The organism is Rhodococcus sp. ZPP, from assembly GCF_017656075.1.
Lineage (GTDB): Bacteria > Actinomycetota > Actinomycetes > Mycobacteriales > Mycobacteriaceae > Rhodococcus_F > Rhodococcus_F oxybenzonivorans.
Map to the genome: position 1 here is coordinate 468,958 of NZ_CP058639.1, position 20,686 is coordinate 489,643.

Here is a 20,686-nt window from a genome sequence, read left to right on the forward strand (position 1 = left end):
GACGTCAGACTCCTCCCCCAAAGCTGGTGGCACTGACCGAATGCCCATGCCTCCGGCCGACGAACTCTCCGCCGAGCAACAGGCCGCAGCGCGCCGCATCACCGCCGGACCGCGCGGTGCGGTGTTCGGGCCATTTGTTCCGTTGCTGCGCAGCCCGCAAGCGATGGAGCACCTTCAGCGGCTCGGCGCCTACCTCCGGTTCGCGAGCCCGCTGCCGAAGAAGATCTTCGAAATGCTTGTCCTGCTGGTGGCTCGGAAGTGGGACCAGGACTTCGAATGGACCTATCACCTCCCGTTGGCCCGCGCAGCGGGACTGTCGGACGAGTCGATCGCCGCCCTGTCGCGGCGATCGACTCCCCCCGATCTCGCTCCTTCCGAGCAGTCGGCGTACGACATCGTCGTCGAATTGCTCGCCCACAAGGCCGTCTCCGACGCCACCTTCGATGCAGGCATCGAGTTACTCGGACCGCAATCCGTCGTCGACGTCGTAGTCACCGCCGGGTACTACTCGACACTGGCCATGGTGATGAACACGGCACAAACACCGCCTCCCGCACCGACCTCGCTACCCGGCTGACGCCCGTTCGGCGAACACTGGCCACGCTCCCCGACCGCCATCGAGTCGCCGTTCAGAATCTCGCGTAATCGACATTCATATCTGTTTTTAGGAGACCGTTTCATGCGTATTGCCAACCTCGACGATCGTGCCGTTCTCGTCTTCGGAGACGAGGGTTCCGAGCGGGCCGTCGACCTCTCCACCACCTCCCGCGGCCGGTTCGGCCCGGAATTGCCTGCCGTGTACCAGGCTTGGGGTAACGTCACCGAATGGGTCGCCGAACAGGGCCCGTCGATCTTCTCCGACGACGGCTTCCCGATCGACCGGACCCTGCTGCGGGCGCCGTCACCGGCACCGCGCCAGGTGTTCGCGGTCGGCCTGAACTACCACGCCCACGCCACCGAATCCGGCTTCGAGTCCCCGACCCACCTTCCCCCGATCTTCACCAAGTACGTCTCATCCTTTTCCGGCCCCGACACCGACGTCCCGATCCCGGCCGGCGGCAACGTCGACTGGGAAGTCGAACTCGTCGCCGTCATCGGCCGCGAAACCACCAACATCGACGAGGCCGACGCCTGGTCCCACGTCGCCGGCCTCACCGTCGGACAAGACATCTCCGAACGCATCTCCCAACTACGCGGTCCGGCGCCGCAATTCGGGCTCGGCAAGTCCTTCGCCGGGTTCTCCCCGCAAGGCCCGTGGTTGGTGACCCCGGACGAGTTCACCGACCCCGACGACCTCGAACTCGGCTGCACCATCGACGGCGAGGAAGTGCAGAAGGGCCGCACCCGGGACCTGATCTTCCCCGTCTCCACGCTGATCGCCACCCTCTCCCGCAATGTGACCCTCTACCCGGGCGATGTCATCTTCACCGGCACCCCGGCCGGCGTCGGTGTCGGCCGCGACCCGCAGCGATTCCTGCAGGCCGATGAGAAGCTCGACAGCTGGATCGAAGGCATCGGCGCACTGCACCAACGCTTCGTCACCGACCATCCCGAAGCGAAATAGGAACGAACCATGGCATTACACGGACTGGGCAAAGTCACCATCGGCGTCCCCAACGTCGACGACACCATCGCCTTCTACACCGATTTCGGACTCACACACCGCGGCAACGGAGTCTTCGCCACCCGCAACGGCGGCGAACAACTCGCGATCGTGTACGCCCCGACCCGACGACTGATCGAGCTGACCGTCGCCGCGGATGACCTCGACGACATCGCTGCCACCGCACACCGGCTGTCCGCGCTCGGGCAGGCGATCGACCACGATGGAACCACCGTCCGCACCGTCGAACCCGTCACCGGCACCGCGGTGCGGGTCACGATCCGCCCCCGCATCACCATCGACCCGCCCGTCCCGCCCACCCCGTACAACGGTCCCGGCCGGATCGACCGGTCGGGACGAGCCCCGTTCCTCGCCCGCACCGAACCGGTGCGCCCCCGCAAACTCGGCCACGCCGTGCTCGGCTCCACCGACCTCGAGACCACCATGACGTTCTTCACCGACGGGCTGGGTTTCAAGGTCAGCGACTACATGGGCGACAAAGCAGCATTCCTGCGCTGCTCCGTCGAGCACCACAACATTCTCGTGATGGCCGCCCCGGTGAACTTCCTGCACCACACCAGCTGGCAGGTCGACGACATCGACGACGTCGGCCGCGGCGCCCACACGATGCTCGAGCACAACCCCCAGCGGCACATCTGGGGTCTCGGCCGGCACTACGCCGGCGCGAACTTCTTCTGGTACCTCAAAGACCCCGCCGGGAACTTCTCCGAGTACTACTCCGACATGGACACCGTCCCCGAAAACGAACTCTGGTCACCCGAAGTACTCCACGGCGTGCAAGGCCTCTACGCCTGGGGGCCACCACCGCCCCCATCATTCCTCGAACCCGACGACCTCGCCGCCCTGATGACCGGAGCACACTCCACTCAACGCTGAGCACACAACGGCGCTGCCCGAAACCTCACAGGAGCGCTCCTGTCATACCGAAACGTCCTGCGAAAGGGATGTTGTACGAATGCAATCCATCAATGTCATTAGAGATATCGAGTACGCTGCTGTCTCCGGCGGGTCATTGACCCTGGACATCTACCGCCCAGAATCGTGCGGTACCGCCCCGACCGTTCTCTACCTCCACGGCGGCGGGTGGGAAGGCGGAGACAAGAACGACGACGCCGGCAAACGGTTGAAGCCTCTCGCCGAAATGGGTGTCGCCGTGACCTCAGCGAACTATCGGCTCGCACCCCACATCCATTACCCAACCCAGGTGCACGACGTCAAAGCTGCAGTGCGGTGGTTGCGTGCACGAGGAAGCAACTACGGTCTGCAAACCGAACGACTAGGCATTTGGGGGGCTTCCGCCGGCGGATACCTGGCCACAATCGTCGGACTCACAGCCGACAACCACGCCCTCGAAGGAACCGTCGGCCCTCACGGCAACCACTCCAGTGCAGTACAAGCCGTAGTCAATTGGTTCTCCCCCACCGACCTACTCGACAGCACCCGCCGCACGCCCCTCGAAACTCGCATCCTCAACCGACCACCGGCGGTCTCCGCCCTATTCTGCCGCAGCGACTTCGCTGACCACGACGCCGAAGTACGCTCAGCCAGCCCCCTCGAGAACATCCACGCCGCGGCCCCTCCATTCCTCATCGCCCATGGAAACCTCGACCGCATCGTCCCGGAATCCGACAGCCACGATCTGTTCAAAGCTCTAGCCCGGCACCGAATTGACGCTACTTACTGCATGATCGGAGGAGCGGGCCATGAAGACCCCCGATTCGACGCCGGACCAAACTTGGCAATCACAGCGGCATGGCTGAAGGCACAATTGTCGCCAGAAGGCTAACCCGCCTCATGAAACCATCCAGACAGGTCAGGCCAAGGTCTGCCGGGACTGCGCATGAGAAGTCGTCGAGGAGGGACTCGACACGATCCTGCGACTATCCCCGGTCGGCGAGAGGGCCTGTGGCATCGATGGTGATGTCCGGTGGTGTGGCCCGTTCGACCGGGATGACGGCGTGTTCGTCTTTCCCGTGTCGGCACCGATATCGCACCCCGCCGAGTCGGGGTGCCGGCCAGATGTTCGTGCAAGTGATGCCGGAGTCTCGGTAGTCACGCCAGGCGCATCCGGCCAGTAAGCCGTTCTGGTTGATCGCCGCCAACCCGGCCGGGGGGTCGAGGACCGCGACCGTGATGTCCTCACCCTCTTCCTGCCCGTTTGCGCAGCAGCTTGCTGCGTAGATCTCCGTTTCGGCGCTACCAGTCGGCCGAGGTCGCCGCGATCTCGCGGGCGCGTGGTGGCCATGTCGGGTCAGTGGCCAGTGTGTGGATGACTTCGGCCATGTGGGGATGGTGGCCGGCGATGTCCAGGCGGACCAGGAGCCGGGTAATGCGTCGCGGACGGTCGGGCCAGCGCCCGCCCGTGGTTTCCACCAGGGCGGCCAGCACGGTCGCGGCCTCGGTGTCGTCGAGTTCGACTGGTTCCCCGGTCATCCCGCGCAGACCCCGGCTACCGGTGGTCAGCCAGTGAGCACTCGCGGCCGCCCTGATCGACGCCCGGTACCAGGGATCACGCAGCGACCGCCTCATCTTCCCCAGGCCTTCTAGTGGGCGTCGCGGAACGCCTGCTCGACCTCGGCGGGGATCCGGCCGCGGGACGAGATGTCGTAACCCTGCTCGGCCGCCCACGCCCGGATCTCCTTGACTTCCCCGCGCCGCCGCACCGGAACATCGGCAACGACGGGTCGATCGGAGCGCCGTTTGCGGCCACCGGTGCGCGTGGCGTAGCCGATGAAGTACCCGATCTGCTTGTGGAACTTCCTGGCGTGCTTGTCCTTCAGGTCGATTTCGTAGTCCACCCCGTTGACGGAAAAGGTGATGTTCTCCCCTTCCCCGTCACCGAAGACGGTGCCGTCGATGTCGTCGACAAGTTCGACTACTACCTTGCGCGCCACAGTTCCCCGATCTCATGTTTTCTTTCACAGCAGCACCGAACCCTACTGGCGGTCGGACCATCACCGGCGGACCAGGTCTTGGGACGTGCCATTTCCGCAGGTCAGCGCATGACTATCGGGTGTGCACGGTCGCCGTGAACCCGTAGCTCAGCGGCGGGCACAGGGCGAGGGAGGGCAGGAACGTGGCACCTCCGGCCCCCACGCGTAGTACAGGTTGGCGGGAAATCCGCCGATCCAGCACACCATCTCCACCTGATGGGTATTCGCCGAACCCGGGGCACACGTCGACATCGCACCGAGGACGAACCTGTGCACTGTGCACCCGGGTGCGTCGGGTGGTTGTGCTGCGTGTGCGGGTGCCGCGGTCAGGGACAGGACGGCCGCCGTGGTCGCGATAAGGGCCAGGCGCCGAAACCGAGACATGGGATCCTCCGATGGTGCGGGCCCGACCCACACCATTCTCGCAGGTCACGCACCATCCCCGCGGCCGGTTCGGCGCCTTCGCTCGCGCCGGGCATGTCTGGTGATCAGTTTCTGCCGGTTGCCCGGGGCCCGGTACATCTCATCCAACATCAGGGTTTCGATGCCGGTGTGCTGGCGGAGAATCCGTGTGGCGGCCAGGTACACCAATTCCTGACGGGTCGAGCCGAGTCGGCCGGCGAGGGCGTCGAGATGCACGAGGAGTTCGTCGTCGAGGGCGACGGCGATCCTGGCCTTCGGCGGCTCCGGGCGCAGATCATGCACGGGGACAACGGTGGTGAGTTCGACGGTCAGGTTGCCGGATTTGTCGAGGAGTCGGCGGACCGCGACGCGCACCAAAGTGGAGGTCATCCGGTTCCCGTACTGGTTGGCGAGCTGCTCGACCTCGCGGCGGATCGAGGGGCGGATCGACACGGTGAACTTCTCGTCGAGCTGGACCGAGGTGCTCTCGGCCAGTAGCACATCGCGGTAGTCACCGGGTGCAGCAAGGAAGCGGTGCAGCGCGACGGCGACGAGGTCACTCGGTGTCGCCGCATAGGCGCCGGCGAGGGCCTCGAAGCGGGCGGCGGCCGGCGGCTCGAGCCTCAGGGTGACCCGCTCGTGCGGCACCGTCCGGGCCTGCGCGGACACCCGGCGGGCCTGCGCAAGAGCGGCACCGGCGTCCGGGTCGGCGATCAGTCGGCGGATCCCAACCCGTACCAGAGCCGAGACCCGGCGGGGCCCGTACTCGTCGGCGAGCTCGTGCAGTTCGCGTTTGGTGTCCTCGTCCACCAGGAACGAGTGCGGCTTCCCGAACGGTCGCCCCGCCGGGGACGGCGCCTTCACCGCGCCGGCGGGCACAATGCCGACGGTAGTGGTGGTTTTGCGGCGTTCGTTGCGGGCGAGGAGCTGGCCGCGGTTCGCGTCCCCGCGGTAGATCTCGTCGGTCACCGCCTGCTCGAGGTCCCGCTGATGGGCCAGGAGCTGGTGGGCGGCCAGACGCATCAGCTCGGCACGATCGGACCCCAGTTGGCGCACGAGGGCGTCGAGCTGGTCGCGGAGTTCGTCGTCGAAGTGCACATTCGTGCGCGGGCCGAAGACCTCCGGTGCCAGGTCGCGGACCGCCCCGATCGTGGTCAGGTCGGTGGTGAGGTCGCCGGGGTGGTCGAGGAGGCGGCGCAGTGCGACCCGCAGCGCGGCGGCGGTGAGGACGTCACCGTTGCGGCCGGTGAGCCGGTCCAGCCGGTCGAGTGTGGAGCGGTTGACGTGCAGGCGGGTTCGGCAGGTGAGGTCGCCGCGGGCGTCCTCGCGAAGCAGGTGGGGGCGGAATCGGCCCGCCGTGGTGAGGAAGCGGTGGGCGGCGACGCGGACGATCGCGCTGCGTTTGGTGTGATGGGCCCGGGCCAGCTCCGCGAGGCGCCGGTCGGTGGCCGGGTCCAGGTCGAAGACTATTTCCACCCGGGGGAGGCTGCGGGCGGCGGCGGAGGCGCGGCGGTACTCATCGAGTGCAGTAGGTACGCGGTCGGGGTCGGCGAGGAGGCGGTGGGCGGCCACCCGGATCAGGGCGCCGAAGCGGCGGGGACCGATCCCGGCGGCCACCTCGTCGAGTTGCTTCTTGGTCTGTGGATCGAAGCGGAGCGGGATCGGATCGCCGACAGGGACGCGGCCCATGCCGGTGGCGGTCTCGGTCATCGCTGTCACTCCGCGAGGGATTTTCCGAAGCTGGTTCGGGATGGGAAGACAAAGCGTCGGAGGTTGCTGATCGGTGGAATGCAATGCGCCCCAGCACCGGGGGGGTGGCACTGGGGCGCGGGTGTCCAGGTCGGGGGGACGCTGGACACGGGGGGCGTTCAACAGTGCAAATTTTGGGGGGATGCTCTGCGAACGTCGTTGAGTGTACTTCCCACGAAACGGTTGCGCACACACGCCTCGGCAACGGCCGGTCATCCACACACGATGAGTATCGGGCCTGCGCCGTCTGAAGGAAGGGTCACACCAGGGTCCGGTGTCCGGGGTTATGAGTCCGGGGGCAATGCCGAGCCTCGGCCTGGGCAGCACCGTCTGGAGATCCGATCACAGTGGCGGCGAGAGCGAGAGACCCGAGGACGGCGGCCGCCGTCCCCGGGGAATCATCTACTCGCGCAATATCAGTTGTGCTTGTACCCCATCTCTAAACCGTCGAGGTTGAGGTGCTCGAAGACGCCGTGCTCCTGCGACCAGCAGGTGCTGCCGTCGTGGAGGCCGCTGCACTGGTTGTACAGGCCCTCGGTCTCGATGGCCGAGGCGGTCGGCGCCAGCGCGAGAGCGGCCGAGGTGATGCCGGCCAGCAGTGCGGCACTGGCGATGAGCTTCTTCATGGGTTCTCCCTGCCTAGGTTGATTTCTGCGTATGGTGCGGGTTTTGTGGCCGGTCAGCTGCGTTGGCAGCTCGGTGATCGAGGCGGTTCAGCGCGGAATCGGGTTCGCCTAGGACCGCCCCCGGTGTCGACGGCGGCCTGGGTGCGTCACTCCGATGACGTGAACCGTCGGGGCGGTGCCGGCGAACAGTGCTTGTCCGGAGGGGGTTATTCGGCGTCCTGGTCGGCGTGCTCGAGGATCAAATATTGGGCGGAGATCTGCTGATCGACGTCCTTTTTGTTGTCGGTGCCGCTGGCTTCACCGACGTAGCGGCCGTTGGCGACCATGCAGTAGTCCTGTGTGCCGTTGACGGTGTCCTTGGTGACGCACTTGGCGGCGGGCATCCCGGGCGGGGTGGGGGCGGTGGTGAAGCCCTCGGCGAGGAGATCGTTGTGGAATTCGGTGAGGATGGTGTGGGCGCCGGCGTCGTCCTTGGCCCGGTAGACGCTGGTTTTGTAGACGGCGTTGTGTTCGGATCCCGCAGCGGTGAGGACCTTGTACGTCAGGGGCGGGTTGGTGGAGCGGTGCGCCATGCCGCGGGGGCCGTAAGCGGCCATGTCGTCGCCGAGTTGGGCTTGGGCGTCGTCTTCGGGGATGGCGTAGATGAGGACCTTGTCCTGGTCGATCATGGGCAGTTCCGGGGACTGGCCCCCGTTCTGGGCGCGGGTCGGGGTGGCCGGGAACTGGTCGATCAGCGGTTCTTGCAGGGACAGGGCCTTCGCGACGGCGCGTGCGGTCCAGTCCTTCTCGGCGGCGGGGGCTTTCGCCCAGGTGTAGAGCAGGTAATTCCCGTGGGGGGTGAACGCGTTGACCGAGACCTCGGGGCCGGCGGAGAAGTTCGTCTGACCGGTCGAGACGAGGGTGTGGGGCGCGATTTCGATGTTCTCGGCGGTCTCGAGGCCGGTGCCGTCGTCGACGGTGAGCAGGTTCTGGTGGATCTCGCGGGCGGTGGCGGCGGCGGCGTCGGGGTTGTTGAACCGCATCACCGCTTGCACGACGGACCGGGACGGGTCGGTGGTTTTCGTGGTGGGGGTGGTGGCGGTGGAGACGTAGCCGTAGAGCATCTGGTGGTTGTGGGCGATGTCGCCGGCGGCGTCGCTGAGGACGACACCGAGGTTCTTGCCGCTGCGCATCACCATTGTGGGCATCTTCACCGAGGTGAGTTCGGGGTCGATCTCGAAGGGGACGACGGTGAACTCGGCGAGCCGCTGCCCGTCGACGTCGAGGATGGTCTCCTGGGTGGCCCGCCCGAACTCCGGGGCCGGGGTGGTCGGGTAGTCGCCGGTGTCGAGGGCGGCCGGATCGACCTCCGCGGTTTGGGCGGCGTCGCCGCCGGATTTGCCGGTGGGTTCGGCGGGAGCGTCGTCGGTACTGGCGCAGCCGGCCAACAGCACGGCGGCAGTAAGCACAGCCGCGGCGAGCCTCCACATGGTGGTCCTCATCGTCTTTTTCGGTCCCTTCCCTGTTTTTCGCCCCGCGCTGGTGTTGTGCGTGTGTCCGGTTTTCGGTGTCGCCGGGCGGGGCGTGTGGTTCTGGTAGTTGGAGGCTCCAGCCGCCTGGAAGGTTCCCACACCGGGCGAGTGTCCTGCGTCACACCCGATTCGGTGGTGGGAGGTGGGCTGGGTTGACGGTGCCGGTCCGGGCCCGCTCACGCTAGGGTTTCGACCGGCGCCCACCTCACCGGTGCGCGCAGGTCGACGACGGGAAAAAGGGGGGTAGGCGTGGAGGATGCCGCACGCACCGGGCAGCCGGCCGATGACCTCTCCCCCGCTACCCCGGCGCCGCCGCGGGAGCGCGCCGAGGTGTTGCTCTCCTCGATTACCGGGAAGATTCTGCGGCCGTTCGGGTATGACGCGATCAGCGATCTCGCCGAGCAGCGGGCTGCCGCCGTGGGGCAGACCCGGTCGGTGGTGGTGGTCGGTGAGGTCAAGCGGGGCAAGAGTTCGTTGGTCAATGCGCTGGTCGGGTGGCGGGATGCGTCCCCGGTGGGGGTGGACGTGACGACGTCGACGACGATCAGCTTCGGTGAGGCCACGCCCGGGCAGCCGGGTGGGAGCGCGCAGATCCTGTTCCCGGACCGGACCGAGCAGATTCCGCACGCGGACCTGGCGGACTGGGTCTCATGCGAGGGCGCCCATGTCACCGACGCTAGGGCCCAGGAGTTACCCACCCGGGCGATCGTCCCGGTGGCGGGCAGCCGGCTCGGTGATGTGACCGTGATCGACACCCCGGGGGTGGGCGGGTTGGATCCGTCGTACGCGGCCTTGGCGGAAGCGTCGGCATCGCAGGCGTGTGTGTTGGTGATCGTGTGCGATGGGAGTACCCCGCTGACGGCACCGGAGATGGCGTTCATCGACAAGGCCGGGTCCGCGGTTGAGTCGCTGATCGTGGTGGTCACCAAGACGGACAAGAACATTCGCCGTTGGCGGCTGATCGTCGAAGAGAATCGGGAGCTGTTGGCCCGGCATCTGGGCCGGCAGGTTCCGGTGGTGGGGGTGTCGAGCCTGCGGGCGGTGATCGCGGCGGAGATGCCGCCCGGCCCGGACCGGGACGCAGCGGAGGTGCGGTCGGGGATCACCGAGCTGCGGGAGCTGATCGGGTCGAAACTCGGGATTGCCGACCATCTTCCGGCGATCACCGGGTTGCGGACCGCGGCCGAGGGATTGGCGGGGTTGGCGGCGGATATGCGCACCCAGATTGGGGCGATCACCCGCAGCGGTGAGGTCATCCCGGATCTGACCGCGCAGTTGGCGCAGTTGCAGGGCCTGAAAGACCACTCGGCGCAGTGGGAGCAGTATTTGCAGCGGGATCTGACGTTGATTCGTCAGCACGCCACCGATGATCTCGACCGCAGCCTCGACGGTATCCGGGAGAAGTGGACGACCCGGATCAACAAGAACGGGATGGCGGTGTTGCGGCGGAACCCGCAGCATTTCACCGCGGAGATGGAACGCGATTTTCAGGCGGCGATGGCCGGGGCGGTGAATCTGTTCCTCGAGCAGCTCTACACCCAGATCGTGCAACCGAGGTTCGCCTCGGAGGTCATCTGGCACGAGATCTCCGAGAAGGTCCTCGCGACGTTGTCGAACCGCATCCTCGACACCCATCAGGTGGCCGGGAAACGGCAGGGGCTGCTCGATCCGTCGATGATCACCATGGGGGTGATGGGTTCGTCGATGCTCGGTGGTCTGATCGGGGTCTCGGCGATGATGGGGGTCGGGGCAGTCGTCGGCGTCGCGTGGGTGGGGTTCAATCTCGGGTTCAAGGCGATGCGGGCCGGGAAGACGAATCTGCTGGCCTGGCTGCGGGAGACGATCGCGACCACGAAGACGACCACCGCGCGGATGCTCGAATCCACCCTCGCCCTGGCCCGCCCGGAGATCGTGATCCGCTACCGCGAACACGTGAAGACCTCGATCGAGACCTTGCAGAAGCAGATCAAGGACGCCGAGGACACCATGCGGACGGACAAGGCCACCCGGGAGAAGAAAGTGACCCGGCTGGAGAACAATCTGCGGGTGGTCGAGAACAACATCACCCGCGCCGAAGCCTTGATCGCCGAACTGTCCACCCCCGCTCCCCCGGCTGGTATTGGGGGTGTGCGGTGACGGCCACCCCGACCGCCCCGGCGTGGGATCCGGTGCGCGCCGGTCTGGATCGGGCGTTGCATGCGCTCGCCGGGCTGGCCCCCGATCTCGCCGTCCACGCCAACCGGATCGGCCAGATCCTCTGGTCACCGCCGCGGATCGTGATCGTCGGCCGCCTCAAGGCCGGCAAATCCACCCTGGTGAACGCGTTGATCGGGGCGCCGGTCGCCGAAACCGCCGCCCTCGAGGCCACCAGCATCGTCGCCGTCTACCAGGACGGTGCCCCCTCCCGCGCCGAGGTGGTGCTACTGGACGGTGGGCGGGCGCCGGTGCACCTGGCCCGCGGGCACACCGCCGAGCTGGGGGTGCCGCCGGAGCAGGTGGCCTATGTGCACCGGTGGTTGCCGTCCGCGGCGATCCGCGATTTCACCCTGGTCGACACCCCCGGCCTGGCCACGCTGACCGCCGAGAACGAGGCCCGCACCCGCCGGGTCCTCATCGACGGCTACGAGCAGACCCGCACCGCGTCCGTCGACGCCGACGCCGCGGTGTTCCTGTTCGACTCCGCGCCGCGCGCCGACGAGATTTCCTTCCTCAAACAGCTCGGGTTCACCCCGCTCAACACCCTCGGGGTGCTCTCCCGCGCCGATGGGTTCGGCGAAGGAGCTTTGGGGCAACGCAACCCACTCGAGCACGCCATCGCCCACGCCCGAGTCCTGGCCGGCCGGCTCGCCGACACCGTGATGACGGTGATGCCGATCGCCGGGTTGCTCGCCGAAACCGCCCACACCGGGGCGCTCACCGAGGCCGACGCCCGCCTGTTGGCCTCGCTGACCGGGCACGGACCGTTGGACGTCCTCGACCTCCTCGACACCGACACCCCCACAGCCCTGCCCCCAGCAATACGGGATCGGCTCCTCGATCTGCTCGGCGAGTACGGAATCATTCATGGCCGCGACGTCGCCGCCCGCGGCGCCGCCGCCCTGAACGAGTGGTTGACCGCGCATTCGGGGATCCCGCAGCTGCGGGGAGTGCTCTCGCAGCATCTGGGCCGGTTCGCCGCCGTGCACCGGGCCAGCCGGATCATCCGCGAACTCGACCAGCTCGCGTTCACCCACCCCGCCCGCGACCAGATCCGGGCCGTCGTGGACACCCTGCGCCGCGACCCCGCCCTGCACACCGTGGTGCTGTTCGAACACCTGCGGTCCATGCTCGAGGCCGACCCCCGCTCCCCCGTCACCACCGAACTACGCCGCCTCCTCAAACGCCGCACTCCAGCCGGACAACTCGGCCTGCCCGACAGCGCCACCCCCGAGCAGGTGCGGATCACCGCGCAGCAGAAGCTGAACTGGGCGCACACCCAGGCCCTGTCGACCATGACTGCCGCCGAGGACGCCGCCCTGATCGTGCTGGCACACACCTACAGCACGATCGCCGCCACCTGACCCACCATGAGTGCGGATCTGATTTTTGGTGTGGGCGGGGTGGGAACCTTATCCCCGCGGCGTGCATCGAACTGGTACCCGCTCGATCGAGAAGACCCGTTTTTGTGTGGAAGGACCCCTTGTGATGTTCTACCGACCGTCCGAGCCGCCGCCGGTGGACCGGCGTGACATGATGCCCGGGCGCGGCCACGCCGTCGCCGGATGTGGTTCGAGAGGTTTGAGGTCGGGGGGTTGCAATGTCTAGGCCGGACTGGTTGCTGGGGATCGACTTCGGTACCTCCAACACCGCCGCCGCGCATACCGGTGCGGTCAGCGGTGCGGTGGAAGCGTTGCAGCTCAGCCACAACCGCACCACGATGTCCTCGGCGGTGTTCGTCGAATCACCACACCAGATCGCGGTCGGGGACGTGGCCACCAACCGCGCCGAGACCAACCCGGCCGCCTACCTGCCCTCCCCGAAACGGGTGATCGGTCAGGACGTGGTGCACGTCAACGGATACGCGATCCCCTCGTCGGTGCCCGTTGCCGCGGTCCTCGATTCGGTGATGGCGCGGGCGCGGGCCGCGCACGCCGGGCAAGCACCCGCCCAGCTGGTCCTCACCCACCCGGAGGCGTGGTCGCCCCGCGAGATTCAGGTCCTCCTCGACGCGGCCGCCCAGCTCGGTCTCGACGCCTCGCAGGTGACGACGGTGTCCGAACCGCGGGCGGCGGCGCACTACTACTCGCGGTCCCACACCCTGTCCCCGGGTGCGAAGATCGCGGTGTTCGACTTCGGTGGCGGCACCCTCGATATCGCGGTGCTGGCCGCGAACGAGCACGGCACCTTCGACGTGGTCGCCGCCCGCGGTGACAACGGGCTCGGGGGGAAGAACTTCGACGCCTACATCCGCCGGTGGGTCAACGAGCAACTCGAGGCCCGCAACCCCGAACTCGGTGACTATCTGCGGTCCGCGCCGATCGATATCCGGCACGCCCTCGACGATTCGATCCGCCGCGCCAAGGAACTGCTCTCGGAAGCGCCGTCGGCGACCATCACCGTCACCGGCGGCGGGCACACCGAAAAGTTCCAGATCACCCGGGAGGAGTTCGAGGAACTCATCACCCCCGCTGTGGAGAAGGCGGTCACCCTGACCCGGGCAACCCTCGCCGACGCCCACGTCACCGACCCCACCGGGCTGCACGCACTGTACTTGACCGGCGGATCCTCCCGAATCCCGATCGTGCAGGACCACCTCCAGGCGCTGGGGCCGATCGCCACCCTCGACGACCCGAAAACCGTCGTCGCGCAGGGCGCGATCGCCGCGGCCGCCCCAATCGTCCGCGGCCTCGACAACACCACCGTTGCCGGCGGAGCCCCGCGGTACACGCACCCAGGCCCACCCCCGGCCGCCCCACCCCGCAGCCCCGGCGGTCCGGCAGCGACCGCCCCCATCCCGAACCCCGAACCCCGGCCGGCGACCACCTGGCAACCCACCGACGCCCCGGCACCCAACGGCACCAACACCAATGCCGGTGCCGGTGCCGGTGCCGGTTCCAGTGCCAGTGCCGGGAGGAAGAAAGCGTTGGTGTTCGGCGCCGCAGCCACCGCCATCGTGGTGATCGCCGGAGTGATCGGGGCCATCACCCTCACCGGCGGCGACGAGAATGCCGCCGATCCCCCGGCCGCCGCGACCGGTGATCCCGCAGCAGCGGAGCCGGCGGGCGCCTCCGGGAACGGGGCCACCGAGGTTCCGGCCACGAAAGAGGCTGTCCTGGCGGCGCTTCCGGCAGCATTGCGGTCCGACCTGACCGATTGCAAGAGCACTGGGGAGACCGAGAACGGTGGCGTGGAGATGCAGTGCACCCTGAAGGAGGGCAGCGCGTTGACCGCCGGGATCTCCGATCAGGACTTCCAGTCGATCATCGTCAGCGTCGACGCCGCGGAAGCGAAGAAGCGGGTCCTCGGGATCCGGCAGGGCTTTCACAACGACACCACCTCCACCGACAACGAGATCGTGGAGAACATTCCGCGGACCGCGGCCGCCCACATCGACGGTCCGGGCTACGCGGGCACCTACTCGATCTGGTACGCCAACGGATCGACCGGGGTGATGGCCAGCTTCGGCGACGCCCAGGGCCTGGCCGGGGCGAAAACGTTCCTCTCCCGCGCCGGCCTGATCAACTAAACCCCCACCGACCACACACGTTTTTTGCGCCCGCCCCAGCCTTGTTCCGGGGCGGGCGCCCCGATGTGCGCACCGGTCTTCGGATGCGGGGAAAAGTTTTTCGGCTCGGCCGGGAACCTTTCGGGGCGTTCACCGCATCCAACTCTCGACAACACAAAGCGAACACCACTTCCCCGCCGTAACTCCCCGACCGAGAAGGACTTTTGATCATGAGCAACCCCCGCAGCGCCCAGGACACCCCGACCGCCGACGCGACCTCGGCCAGCCCCAACCTGACCGGGGACCCGCAGGACGCCACCTACACCACCGCCCCCACCGCCAGTAGTGGGCAGCCGTCGCCGGCGGCGGGTGACCCGATCCCCGCCGCGGCCCCCACCGGCCCGGACACCGGCGGTGATACCGATCTGGGCGCGGGAACCGCAGCCGACAGCGATACGGGCGCTGGCGCTGGTGGGGAGTACTCCTCGCCGCGCGATGTCGACGGCGACGGAAACGTGGACCTGATCCACAGCCGCGTCGAGGGAGTCGAGACCATCACCCATATCGACGAGGACGGGGCCATCACTCTCGTCGAGCAGGACACCGACGGTAACGGCACCTACGAGACCGGGATCGCCCCGACCGCGGGCGGGGTGCGGCTCGCCGAGGACCTCGACGACGACGGCACCGTCGACCTCGCTACCCACCTCGACTCCGCCACCGGCGCTCCGGTCCGCCAGGACGTCATCGAGGGCGGGCTGATCACCGACACCCAGTTCGACACCAACGCCGACGGCAACCCGGATGTGCACCTGATCGACAGCAACGGTGACGGCCGCTTCGACACCGCGGCCCTCGACACCGACGCCGACGGCATCACTAACGACACCCTGGTCGACACCAACGGTGACGGCACCTTCGACCTGGGCACCACCGACACCGACAACGACGGCTCCCAGGAGACGTTCGACACCGCCACCGACGGGCACCTCGGGTCGATCGAGCAGTTCGAAGCCCTCATCCCCGCCGAAGACCACTACCACGAGCAGGCCGGCACCTACCCCGGCGAGACACTGGCCGAGCCCACGCCCACCGACCTGGCCTGACCCCACCCCCAGCCCGACCCACCGACCAGGACGCCCTCGCACCCCCGGCCAGGATTCGGCCGGTGGGTGCAACACACCCCTGCCCCCTGCCCGACGTCGGGTGCGGGCCGAACCATCACTCCGGGAGAGCACCGAATGGATGACATGCACGCGGACCTCACGGCCGCAGCCTGGTCCGCCGGCCCACTCGACGACGACACCTACCTGAGCGAACCGGCCTCGGTCGAGGAGGACTTCGAGGCGATTGACGGCCCGGTCGATGAGGATCCATTCACGGGAATCACCGACCCGCCGGCAGCGGTGGATCTGTCCGGGATCGACCTGAGCGCACTCGACCCGGATCTAGGCCAGCCTCCGGTACTCGCGCCGCCGCGGGACGAGGCTGCCGACCCGCCGGTCGCGGAGCCGGGCACCGCACCCGTTCCGGCCCCGGAGGCGGGCGGGGACGGGGTGTACGGGGACCCGGTGGAATGGTCGGTGAACTGGTTCTACCAGCAGGTCGACGGGTACTGCGGGCCGGCGAGCGCCGCGCAGGTGATCGCCCAGTACACCGGGGTGGTCATCGACGACCCCCAGGAATTGGTCGACCGGGCCCTCGAACTCGGGCTCATGCAGGACGGGGACCCCGCCCGCGGCATGACGTTGCCGAACCTCGAGATCCTCCTCGAGGATCAAGGGGTGCCCTGCACGGTGCAGGACAGCTCGATCGACGACCTGAAAACCAAACTGCAGGACGCCTACGGGGTGATCGCGATGGTCGACTCCGGTGAGATTTGGCATCCGGACCGCGAAGTCGGGGAAGACGACACGGCCGATCACTTCCTCATCGTCGCCGGCATCGACGAAGCCCGCGGGGTGGTGATCCTCTCCGACCCCGGCGCCCCGAACGGCAACCAGCTCGAGGTGCCGATCGACCAGTTCGAGGATGCCTGGGCCGACTCGGGCCAGCGGATACTCGTCGCCGACACCTCGGACCCTGATCTGGCCGACCATCCGGACCCGGCCAGGGCACCGGTCGCGGCGCCGATGACGGCATCCGATCGGCGGTGGGCGATGATCGACCTCTAGTCGCCGGGTCACTACCAGCCGGCCACAGGCCGGGCGTGCACACTGGACTACGCCACCATCACCGGCATCGGTGACGGTGACAGGAAAAAGAAACTTGGTGATCGGCGGGAACCTTCCGGCGATCCGGTGCATCCAACAGGTGGGCGTGCGCTGTGCCGGTGCACCAACAGACTCCAAGGAAACGAGGTGAGAGCAGCAGTGGACGACGATTCCGTCCTTGCCGCACTGGGGGTATCGGGTAATGCGCTGCCGCCCGTGCCCGACGAGGTGTGGGCGCGGGCCCTCGAGATCGCTCTCGACCCGACCACCGCCCCCGTCGATCCCGGCCTCGTCCCCGACGTCGACGACGTTCCCGTCGTACCCGAGGACGACGAGATCATCCTGCTCGACGACGACACCGACCTCGACACCGACGGTGACGGCGCCAGCCACGTCACCGACCTCGATACCGATACCGCCGCCGGCGCCGACGACCCGGATGTCGACCACCCGGCAGGCGAGGATCTTCTTCTCGGTGACGACAGCGTCGACCCGACCCTTCTCGGTGCCGACGACCCGGCCGATCCCGGCATCGACCTCGGCGGGCACCACGACATCGACCCGCTCTAACCCACACCGATCCCGCCCTCCCCATTTCTGGTGTGGTTCGCAGCGGAGTTCCTGGCCGGGCGGGCTGTATGTGACGGCGGGTACGATTCCCTCGGCGCCCGGGGGCGGCGAAAAACCAGTGAGACGGCACGGGGGGACCAAACATGGATGACGCGGACCTGATCGCGGCGTGCCGCGCAGGGGATCATCACGCCTTCGCGCACCTCGTCGGCCGCTACCGCACCAACGCCTGGCACGTATGCCTGCAGATCACCGGAAACACCCACGACGCCGAAGACGCCCTGCAGGACACGCTCACCGCCGCCTGGCAGAACCTGCCGAAGTTCCGGGGCGACGCCCGCTTCAACACCTGGCTGCACCGCATCGCCGCCAACGCCGCCCTCGCCGTCGTGCGCCGCCGCAAGAACACCGACAGCCTCGATGACGGCGACGGCGAGTACGGCATTCTCCTGGAAGATCCCGCACCCCGATTCGACGAACAGGTCACCACCGTCGACGCGGTCCGCCGCGCACTGGCCCAGCTCCCGGAAGACTTCCGGGTCGCGATCGTCCTCGCCGAGTTCGCCGCCCTGCCCTACGCCGACATCGCCGAACACCAAGGTGTCACCGTCGCCACCGTGAAAACCCGAATCCACCGTGCCCGCAAGCAACTGGCCACCCTGCTCACCCCCGCGCTCGATCTTTAGAAGGCTCCGGCCGGGTGGCGCGGCGGCCACACCCCGGGGTCAACTATCACCGGCGCTGAGCGGGAAATGATGCTGACCTTCCTGCGGTTCCACCCCTCCGCGTGGCCTATCCGTGAAACGCGCCGACCGTCCCGGTCGGCCCGCCCTGGCGGTTCGGGTCCTCGGTCGTGCGGGAAGATGACCGGGTGAGTGATCCTGGACTGCTGCCCGACGACTACCGCGACTTCCTCGAACACCTCAAGACGCAGGTCCAGCAGGCCCGAATCCGGGCCACGCGGGTGGTCAACACCGAGTTGCTGCTGCTGTACTGGGACATCGGCCGCGCGATCCTGGACCGCCAGCATGCCGAGGGGTGGGGCAGCAAGGTCATCGACCGGCTCGCCGTTGACCTGCGGTCGGCGTTTCCCGAGATGCGCGGATTCTCCCGCAGCAACCTGCACTACATGCGGAAGATCGCCTCGGCGTGGCCGCGGAGCGCATTCGTCCAGCAGCCTGTTGGACAAATCCCGTGGGGACACGTGACGGTGCTGATCGACCGTCTCGACGATCAGGCGACCCGTGATTGGTACGCGGCCGCGGCGTTCGAACACGGCTGGTCCCGCAACGTCCTGTCCCATCAGATACGGAACCGGCTCGACCAGCGGATCGGGGCGGCGCCGTCCAACTTCGCCGACCACCTCCCCACCGGTGACTCCGACCTGGCGCAGCAGTTGGTCCGTGACCCCTATGTTTTCGACTTCCTGGATCTGAGCGATCGGGTCGCCGAGCGGGAGCTCGAGGCAGCGTTGATGGCCCGGTTGGAGCGGTTCCTGCTCGAGCTCGGGCACGGTTTCGCGTTCGTCGGCCGGCAGTATCACTTCGAGGTCGACGGTGACGATTTCTACATCGATCTGCTGTTCTTCAACTGGATCCAGGCCCGGTTCGTGGTGGTCGAACTGAAGGTCGGCCGGTTCGAACCCGAGTACGTCGGCAAACTCGGCTTCTACGTGTCCTGGATCGACGAGAACCTGCGCGATCATACTCAGCACGCCCCCACCATCGGGATCCTGCTCTGCGCCGGCCGCAACGACAACGTCGTCCGCTACTCCCTGGCCGGGACCACCGCACCGTTGGCCGTCGCCGACTACACCTACGCCACCCTGCCCGCCCCAGTCCGGGAACTCGTCCCCACCGACGATGAACTCGCGTCCGCAGTCGGCGAGACACTCACCCACCTCGAGGCGAGCCGACGACCGGACGGTGATGCACAGCCATGAGCGATCGGTGAGAGGATGGTCGGCAACGCGATACCCGCGGCCTACGTGACACAGCACCCGCCTTGATCCCGTTGGCTGTGAGCACGAAAAGCCCACCTGCAGCTGCAATCCAGCAATGCACCATTGCGGATTCGTGTGACCACGATAGAGAGAGCGCCCGATGGATAGCGATCACCAGGCAGAGACCATCCGCAGAGCCGGGCCGCAGCACACCGAGCACGGGTACGGCACCTACCAATGGGACCCGCAGCACGGGGTGATCTTCCGCATGGACCTCGACCAGTTCGGCACCGTCGGCGGCGTCCAGCTCAGCCAACACGCCCCGCCCGCGGGATCGGCATCACCGTCAGCCCATCCCCCACTCGAAAGTGAAGCATCCGCCCCGATGGTTGCGAAACACACTCAGGGAGGATGACGCTGTGACCGACCGGACCCCCGAAGACCTCGAGCGTGACCTCGCCCTGCTCGCGAACGTGCGCGCCTACCTCCGTGACGCGGAAGGGCCGGAGTTCCGTATCCCGACCACCGCCCTCGACCAGGTCCTCGACGAACTCAACAGCCACGACCGAAAACACTGACCCACGCCACCTTCCCCGTGAACACAAGTTCGCTCTCGGTCGATCAGCTGGCCGCAGGTCTGGCTCGACCCGAACGGTTCCTCGGCCTGCACTTCTTCAACCCGGTCCCGGCCAGCGAACTGGTGGAAATCAGTCGTCGCCACCAAGACTGATACGCAACTGTACGGCGATCTTCGGATAGCCCCTGGACCACATGCCAATCTGGTCCGGCGGGGCCGTCCGCGTCATCGCGCACGAGTCATCGAGGTGCAGCGTGGCCGACGCGGACGGCCTCGGCATCCGTTCCCGGATACCGAGGCCCTTTGGGTGCCGATCAATCCACCCTGAGGTGGGTTCCGGCGGTTTCCCGCATCCGGATGGAACCCAGCAGCACCAGTGCGGCGCAGACCGCGAAGAATCCTGCCGGTGCCAGCGAAACCTGTGTCAGATCGACGAGCCACGCACAGAGGAAGGGGTCAAGTCCCGTGAGGTGGTGTACGACATCGTCGCGTGAGTCTTCGTCGGGTGGTTATGCGGTCAGCGCCGCTTGGGTCACCTCCTGCGTAGTTTCGGTGGCGGTTCCGTCGGGGTGGGTACCGCGGGAGCGGGCCAGCACATCGAGCCCGAGGTAGCGGCGGCCTTCGATCCACTCGTCATGCTGCTCGGCGAGTACCGCGCCGACGAGCCGAATGAGGGCGGTGCGATCGGGGAAGATCCCGACCACGTCGGTTCTGCGCCGGATCTCCTTGTTGAGCCGTTCCTTTAACCGGCCTTCCCGTCTGCGTCAATCGCGGATTGGCGATCTGGAGTCAGCGGTTGAGCCGGTAGAGGTGATCGGTCAGGGCGTCTGCGACG

20 protein-coding genes and 2 pseudogenes are annotated in these 20,686 nt (G+C 67.5%); 15 read left to right on the top strand and 7 right to left on the bottom strand.

The features are described from left to right. Positions 1–40 precede the first annotated feature (40 nt). The 4 genes from HYG77_RS33465 (at position 41) to HYG77_RS33480 (ending at position 3,410) form a co-directional block, all read left to right on the top strand. Complete coding sequence (locus HYG77_RS33465) at positions 41–577, top strand: carboxymuconolactone decarboxylase family protein (protein ID WP_208963917.1); 537 nt, start codon at positions 41–43, stop codon at positions 575–577. Between the two features lie 102 nt (positions 578–679). Beyond that, positions 680–1,564, top strand: coding sequence for a fumarylacetoacetate hydrolase family protein (locus HYG77_RS33470; protein ID WP_208963918.1), 885 nt, complete (start codon positions 680–682; stop codon positions 1,562–1,564). Positions 1,565–1,573: 9 nt separating this feature from the next. Further along, the gene (locus HYG77_RS33475; protein WP_208963919.1) at positions 1,574–2,500 is read left to right on the top strand and encodes a VOC family protein; all 927 of its coding nucleotides are present in this window, start codon (positions 1,574–1,576) and stop codon (positions 2,498–2,500) included. A 79-nt stretch (positions 2,501–2,579) separates the two neighbouring features. Continuing rightward, entirely contained in the window at positions 2,580–3,410 is an 831-nt protein-coding gene (locus HYG77_RS33480) for an alpha/beta hydrolase (RefSeq protein ID WP_208963920.1), read from the top strand. A 410-nt stretch (positions 3,411–3,820) separates the two neighbouring features. Here the strand turns inward: HYG77_RS33480 and HYG77_RS33485 are convergent, their stop codons facing one another. The 6 genes from HYG77_RS33485 to HYG77_RS33510 all read right to left on the bottom strand — a co-directional run bounded on the left by HYG77_RS33485 (position 3,821) and on the right by HYG77_RS33510 (position 8,815). Next, positions 3,821–4,153, bottom strand: a complete 333-nt coding sequence (locus HYG77_RS33485) for a hypothetical protein (protein ID WP_244461471.1) — start codon at positions 4,151–4,153, stop codon at positions 3,821–3,823. 14 nt (positions 4,154–4,167) lie between these two features. Continuing rightward, positions 4,168–4,518: an Lsr2 family protein gene (locus tag HYG77_RS33490; protein WP_208963921.1), complete on the bottom strand. Its 351-nt coding sequence runs from the start codon at positions 4,516–4,518 to the stop codon at positions 4,168–4,170. A 147-nt stretch (positions 4,519–4,665) separates the two neighbouring features. After that, entirely contained in the window at positions 4,666–4,941 is a 276-nt protein-coding gene (locus HYG77_RS33495; protein ID WP_244461472.1) for a hypothetical protein, read from the bottom strand. Positions 4,942–4,986: 45 nt separating this feature from the next. Beyond that, on the bottom strand, positions 4,987–6,669 hold the full coding sequence (locus HYG77_RS33500) for a CopG family transcriptional regulator (protein WP_208963922.1): 1,683 nt from the start codon (positions 6,667–6,669) through the stop codon (positions 4,987–4,989). A gap of 455 nt (positions 6,670–7,124) precedes the next feature. After that, positions 7,125–7,334 (bottom strand): hypothetical protein, encoded by a 210-nt coding sequence (locus HYG77_RS33505; RefSeq protein ID WP_208963923.1) that lies wholly within the window; start codon positions 7,332–7,334, stop codon positions 7,125–7,127. Positions 7,335–7,540: 206 nt separating this feature from the next. Then, entirely contained in the window at positions 7,541–8,815 is a 1,275-nt protein-coding gene (locus HYG77_RS33510) for a hypothetical protein (protein WP_244461473.1), read from the bottom strand. Positions 8,816–9,094: 279 nt separating this feature from the next. On the opposite strand from HYG77_RS33510, the gene HYG77_RS33515 reads away from it, so the two are divergent. The 11 genes and pseudogenes from HYG77_RS33515 to HYG77_RS33565 all read left to right on the top strand — a co-directional run. After that, complete coding sequence (locus tag HYG77_RS33515; RefSeq protein WP_208963924.1) at positions 9,095–10,981, top strand: dynamin family protein; 1,887 nt, start codon at positions 9,095–9,097, stop codon at positions 10,979–10,981. Then, positions 10,978–12,405, top strand: a complete 1,428-nt coding sequence (locus HYG77_RS33520; RefSeq protein WP_208963925.1) for a GTPase — start codon at positions 10,978–10,980, stop codon at positions 12,403–12,405. Before HYG77_RS33515 ends, HYG77_RS33520 begins: the two co-directional genes overlap by 4 nt. Positions 12,406–12,641: 236 nt before the next feature. Then, entirely contained in the window at positions 12,642–14,570 is a 1,929-nt protein-coding gene (locus HYG77_RS33525; RefSeq protein ID WP_208963926.1) for an Hsp70 family protein, read from the top strand. A 209-nt stretch (positions 14,571–14,779) separates the two neighbouring features. After that, the gene (locus HYG77_RS33530; RefSeq protein ID WP_208963927.1) at positions 14,780–15,655 is read left to right on the top strand and encodes a hypothetical protein; all 876 of its coding nucleotides are present in this window, start codon (positions 14,780–14,782) and stop codon (positions 15,653–15,655) included. A 135-nt stretch (positions 15,656–15,790) separates the two neighbouring features. Then, the gene (locus HYG77_RS33535) at positions 15,791–16,723 is read left to right on the top strand and encodes a C39 family peptidase (RefSeq protein ID WP_208963928.1); all 933 of its coding nucleotides are present in this window, start codon (positions 15,791–15,793) and stop codon (positions 16,721–16,723) included. A 186-nt stretch (positions 16,724–16,909) separates the two neighbouring features. Then, positions 16,910–17,332, top strand: coding sequence for a hypothetical protein (locus HYG77_RS33540; protein WP_244461474.1), 423 nt, complete (start codon positions 16,910–16,912; stop codon positions 17,330–17,332). Positions 17,333–17,475: 143 nt separating this feature from the next. Continuing rightward, complete coding sequence (locus HYG77_RS33545) at positions 17,476–18,018, top strand: sigma-70 family RNA polymerase sigma factor (RefSeq protein WP_208963929.1); 543 nt, start codon at positions 17,476–17,478, stop codon at positions 18,016–18,018. 185 nt (positions 18,019–18,203) lie between these two features. Further along, a complete protein-coding gene (locus HYG77_RS33550; protein ID WP_208963930.1) occupies positions 18,204–19,274 on the top strand; it encodes a PDDEXK nuclease domain-containing protein in 1,071 nt (356 codons plus the stop codon). Between the two features lie 160 nt (positions 19,275–19,434). Next, positions 19,435–19,689 carry a hypothetical protein gene (locus HYG77_RS33555; protein WP_208964301.1) on the top strand — a complete coding sequence of 85 codons (255 nt, stop codon included), beginning with the start codon at positions 19,435–19,437 and terminating at the stop codon, positions 19,687–19,689. A 4-nt stretch (positions 19,690–19,693) separates the two neighbouring features. After that, complete coding sequence (locus HYG77_RS33560) at positions 19,694–19,852, top strand: hypothetical protein (protein WP_208963931.1); 159 nt, start codon at positions 19,694–19,696, stop codon at positions 19,850–19,852. Next, positions 19,843–19,983, top strand: a pseudogene (locus tag HYG77_RS33565) (3-hydroxyacyl-CoA dehydrogenase NAD-binding domain-containing protein); the annotation flags it as partial. The gene HYG77_RS33560 and the pseudogene HYG77_RS33565, both read left to right, overlap by 10 nt. A 377-nt stretch (positions 19,984–20,360) precedes the next feature. Here HYG77_RS33565 and HYG77_RS33570 read toward each other — a convergent pair. Further along, positions 20,361–20,591: pseudogene (locus HYG77_RS33570) on the bottom strand (transposase); the annotation flags it as partial. Between the last annotated feature and the right edge of the window lie 95 nt (positions 20,592–20,686).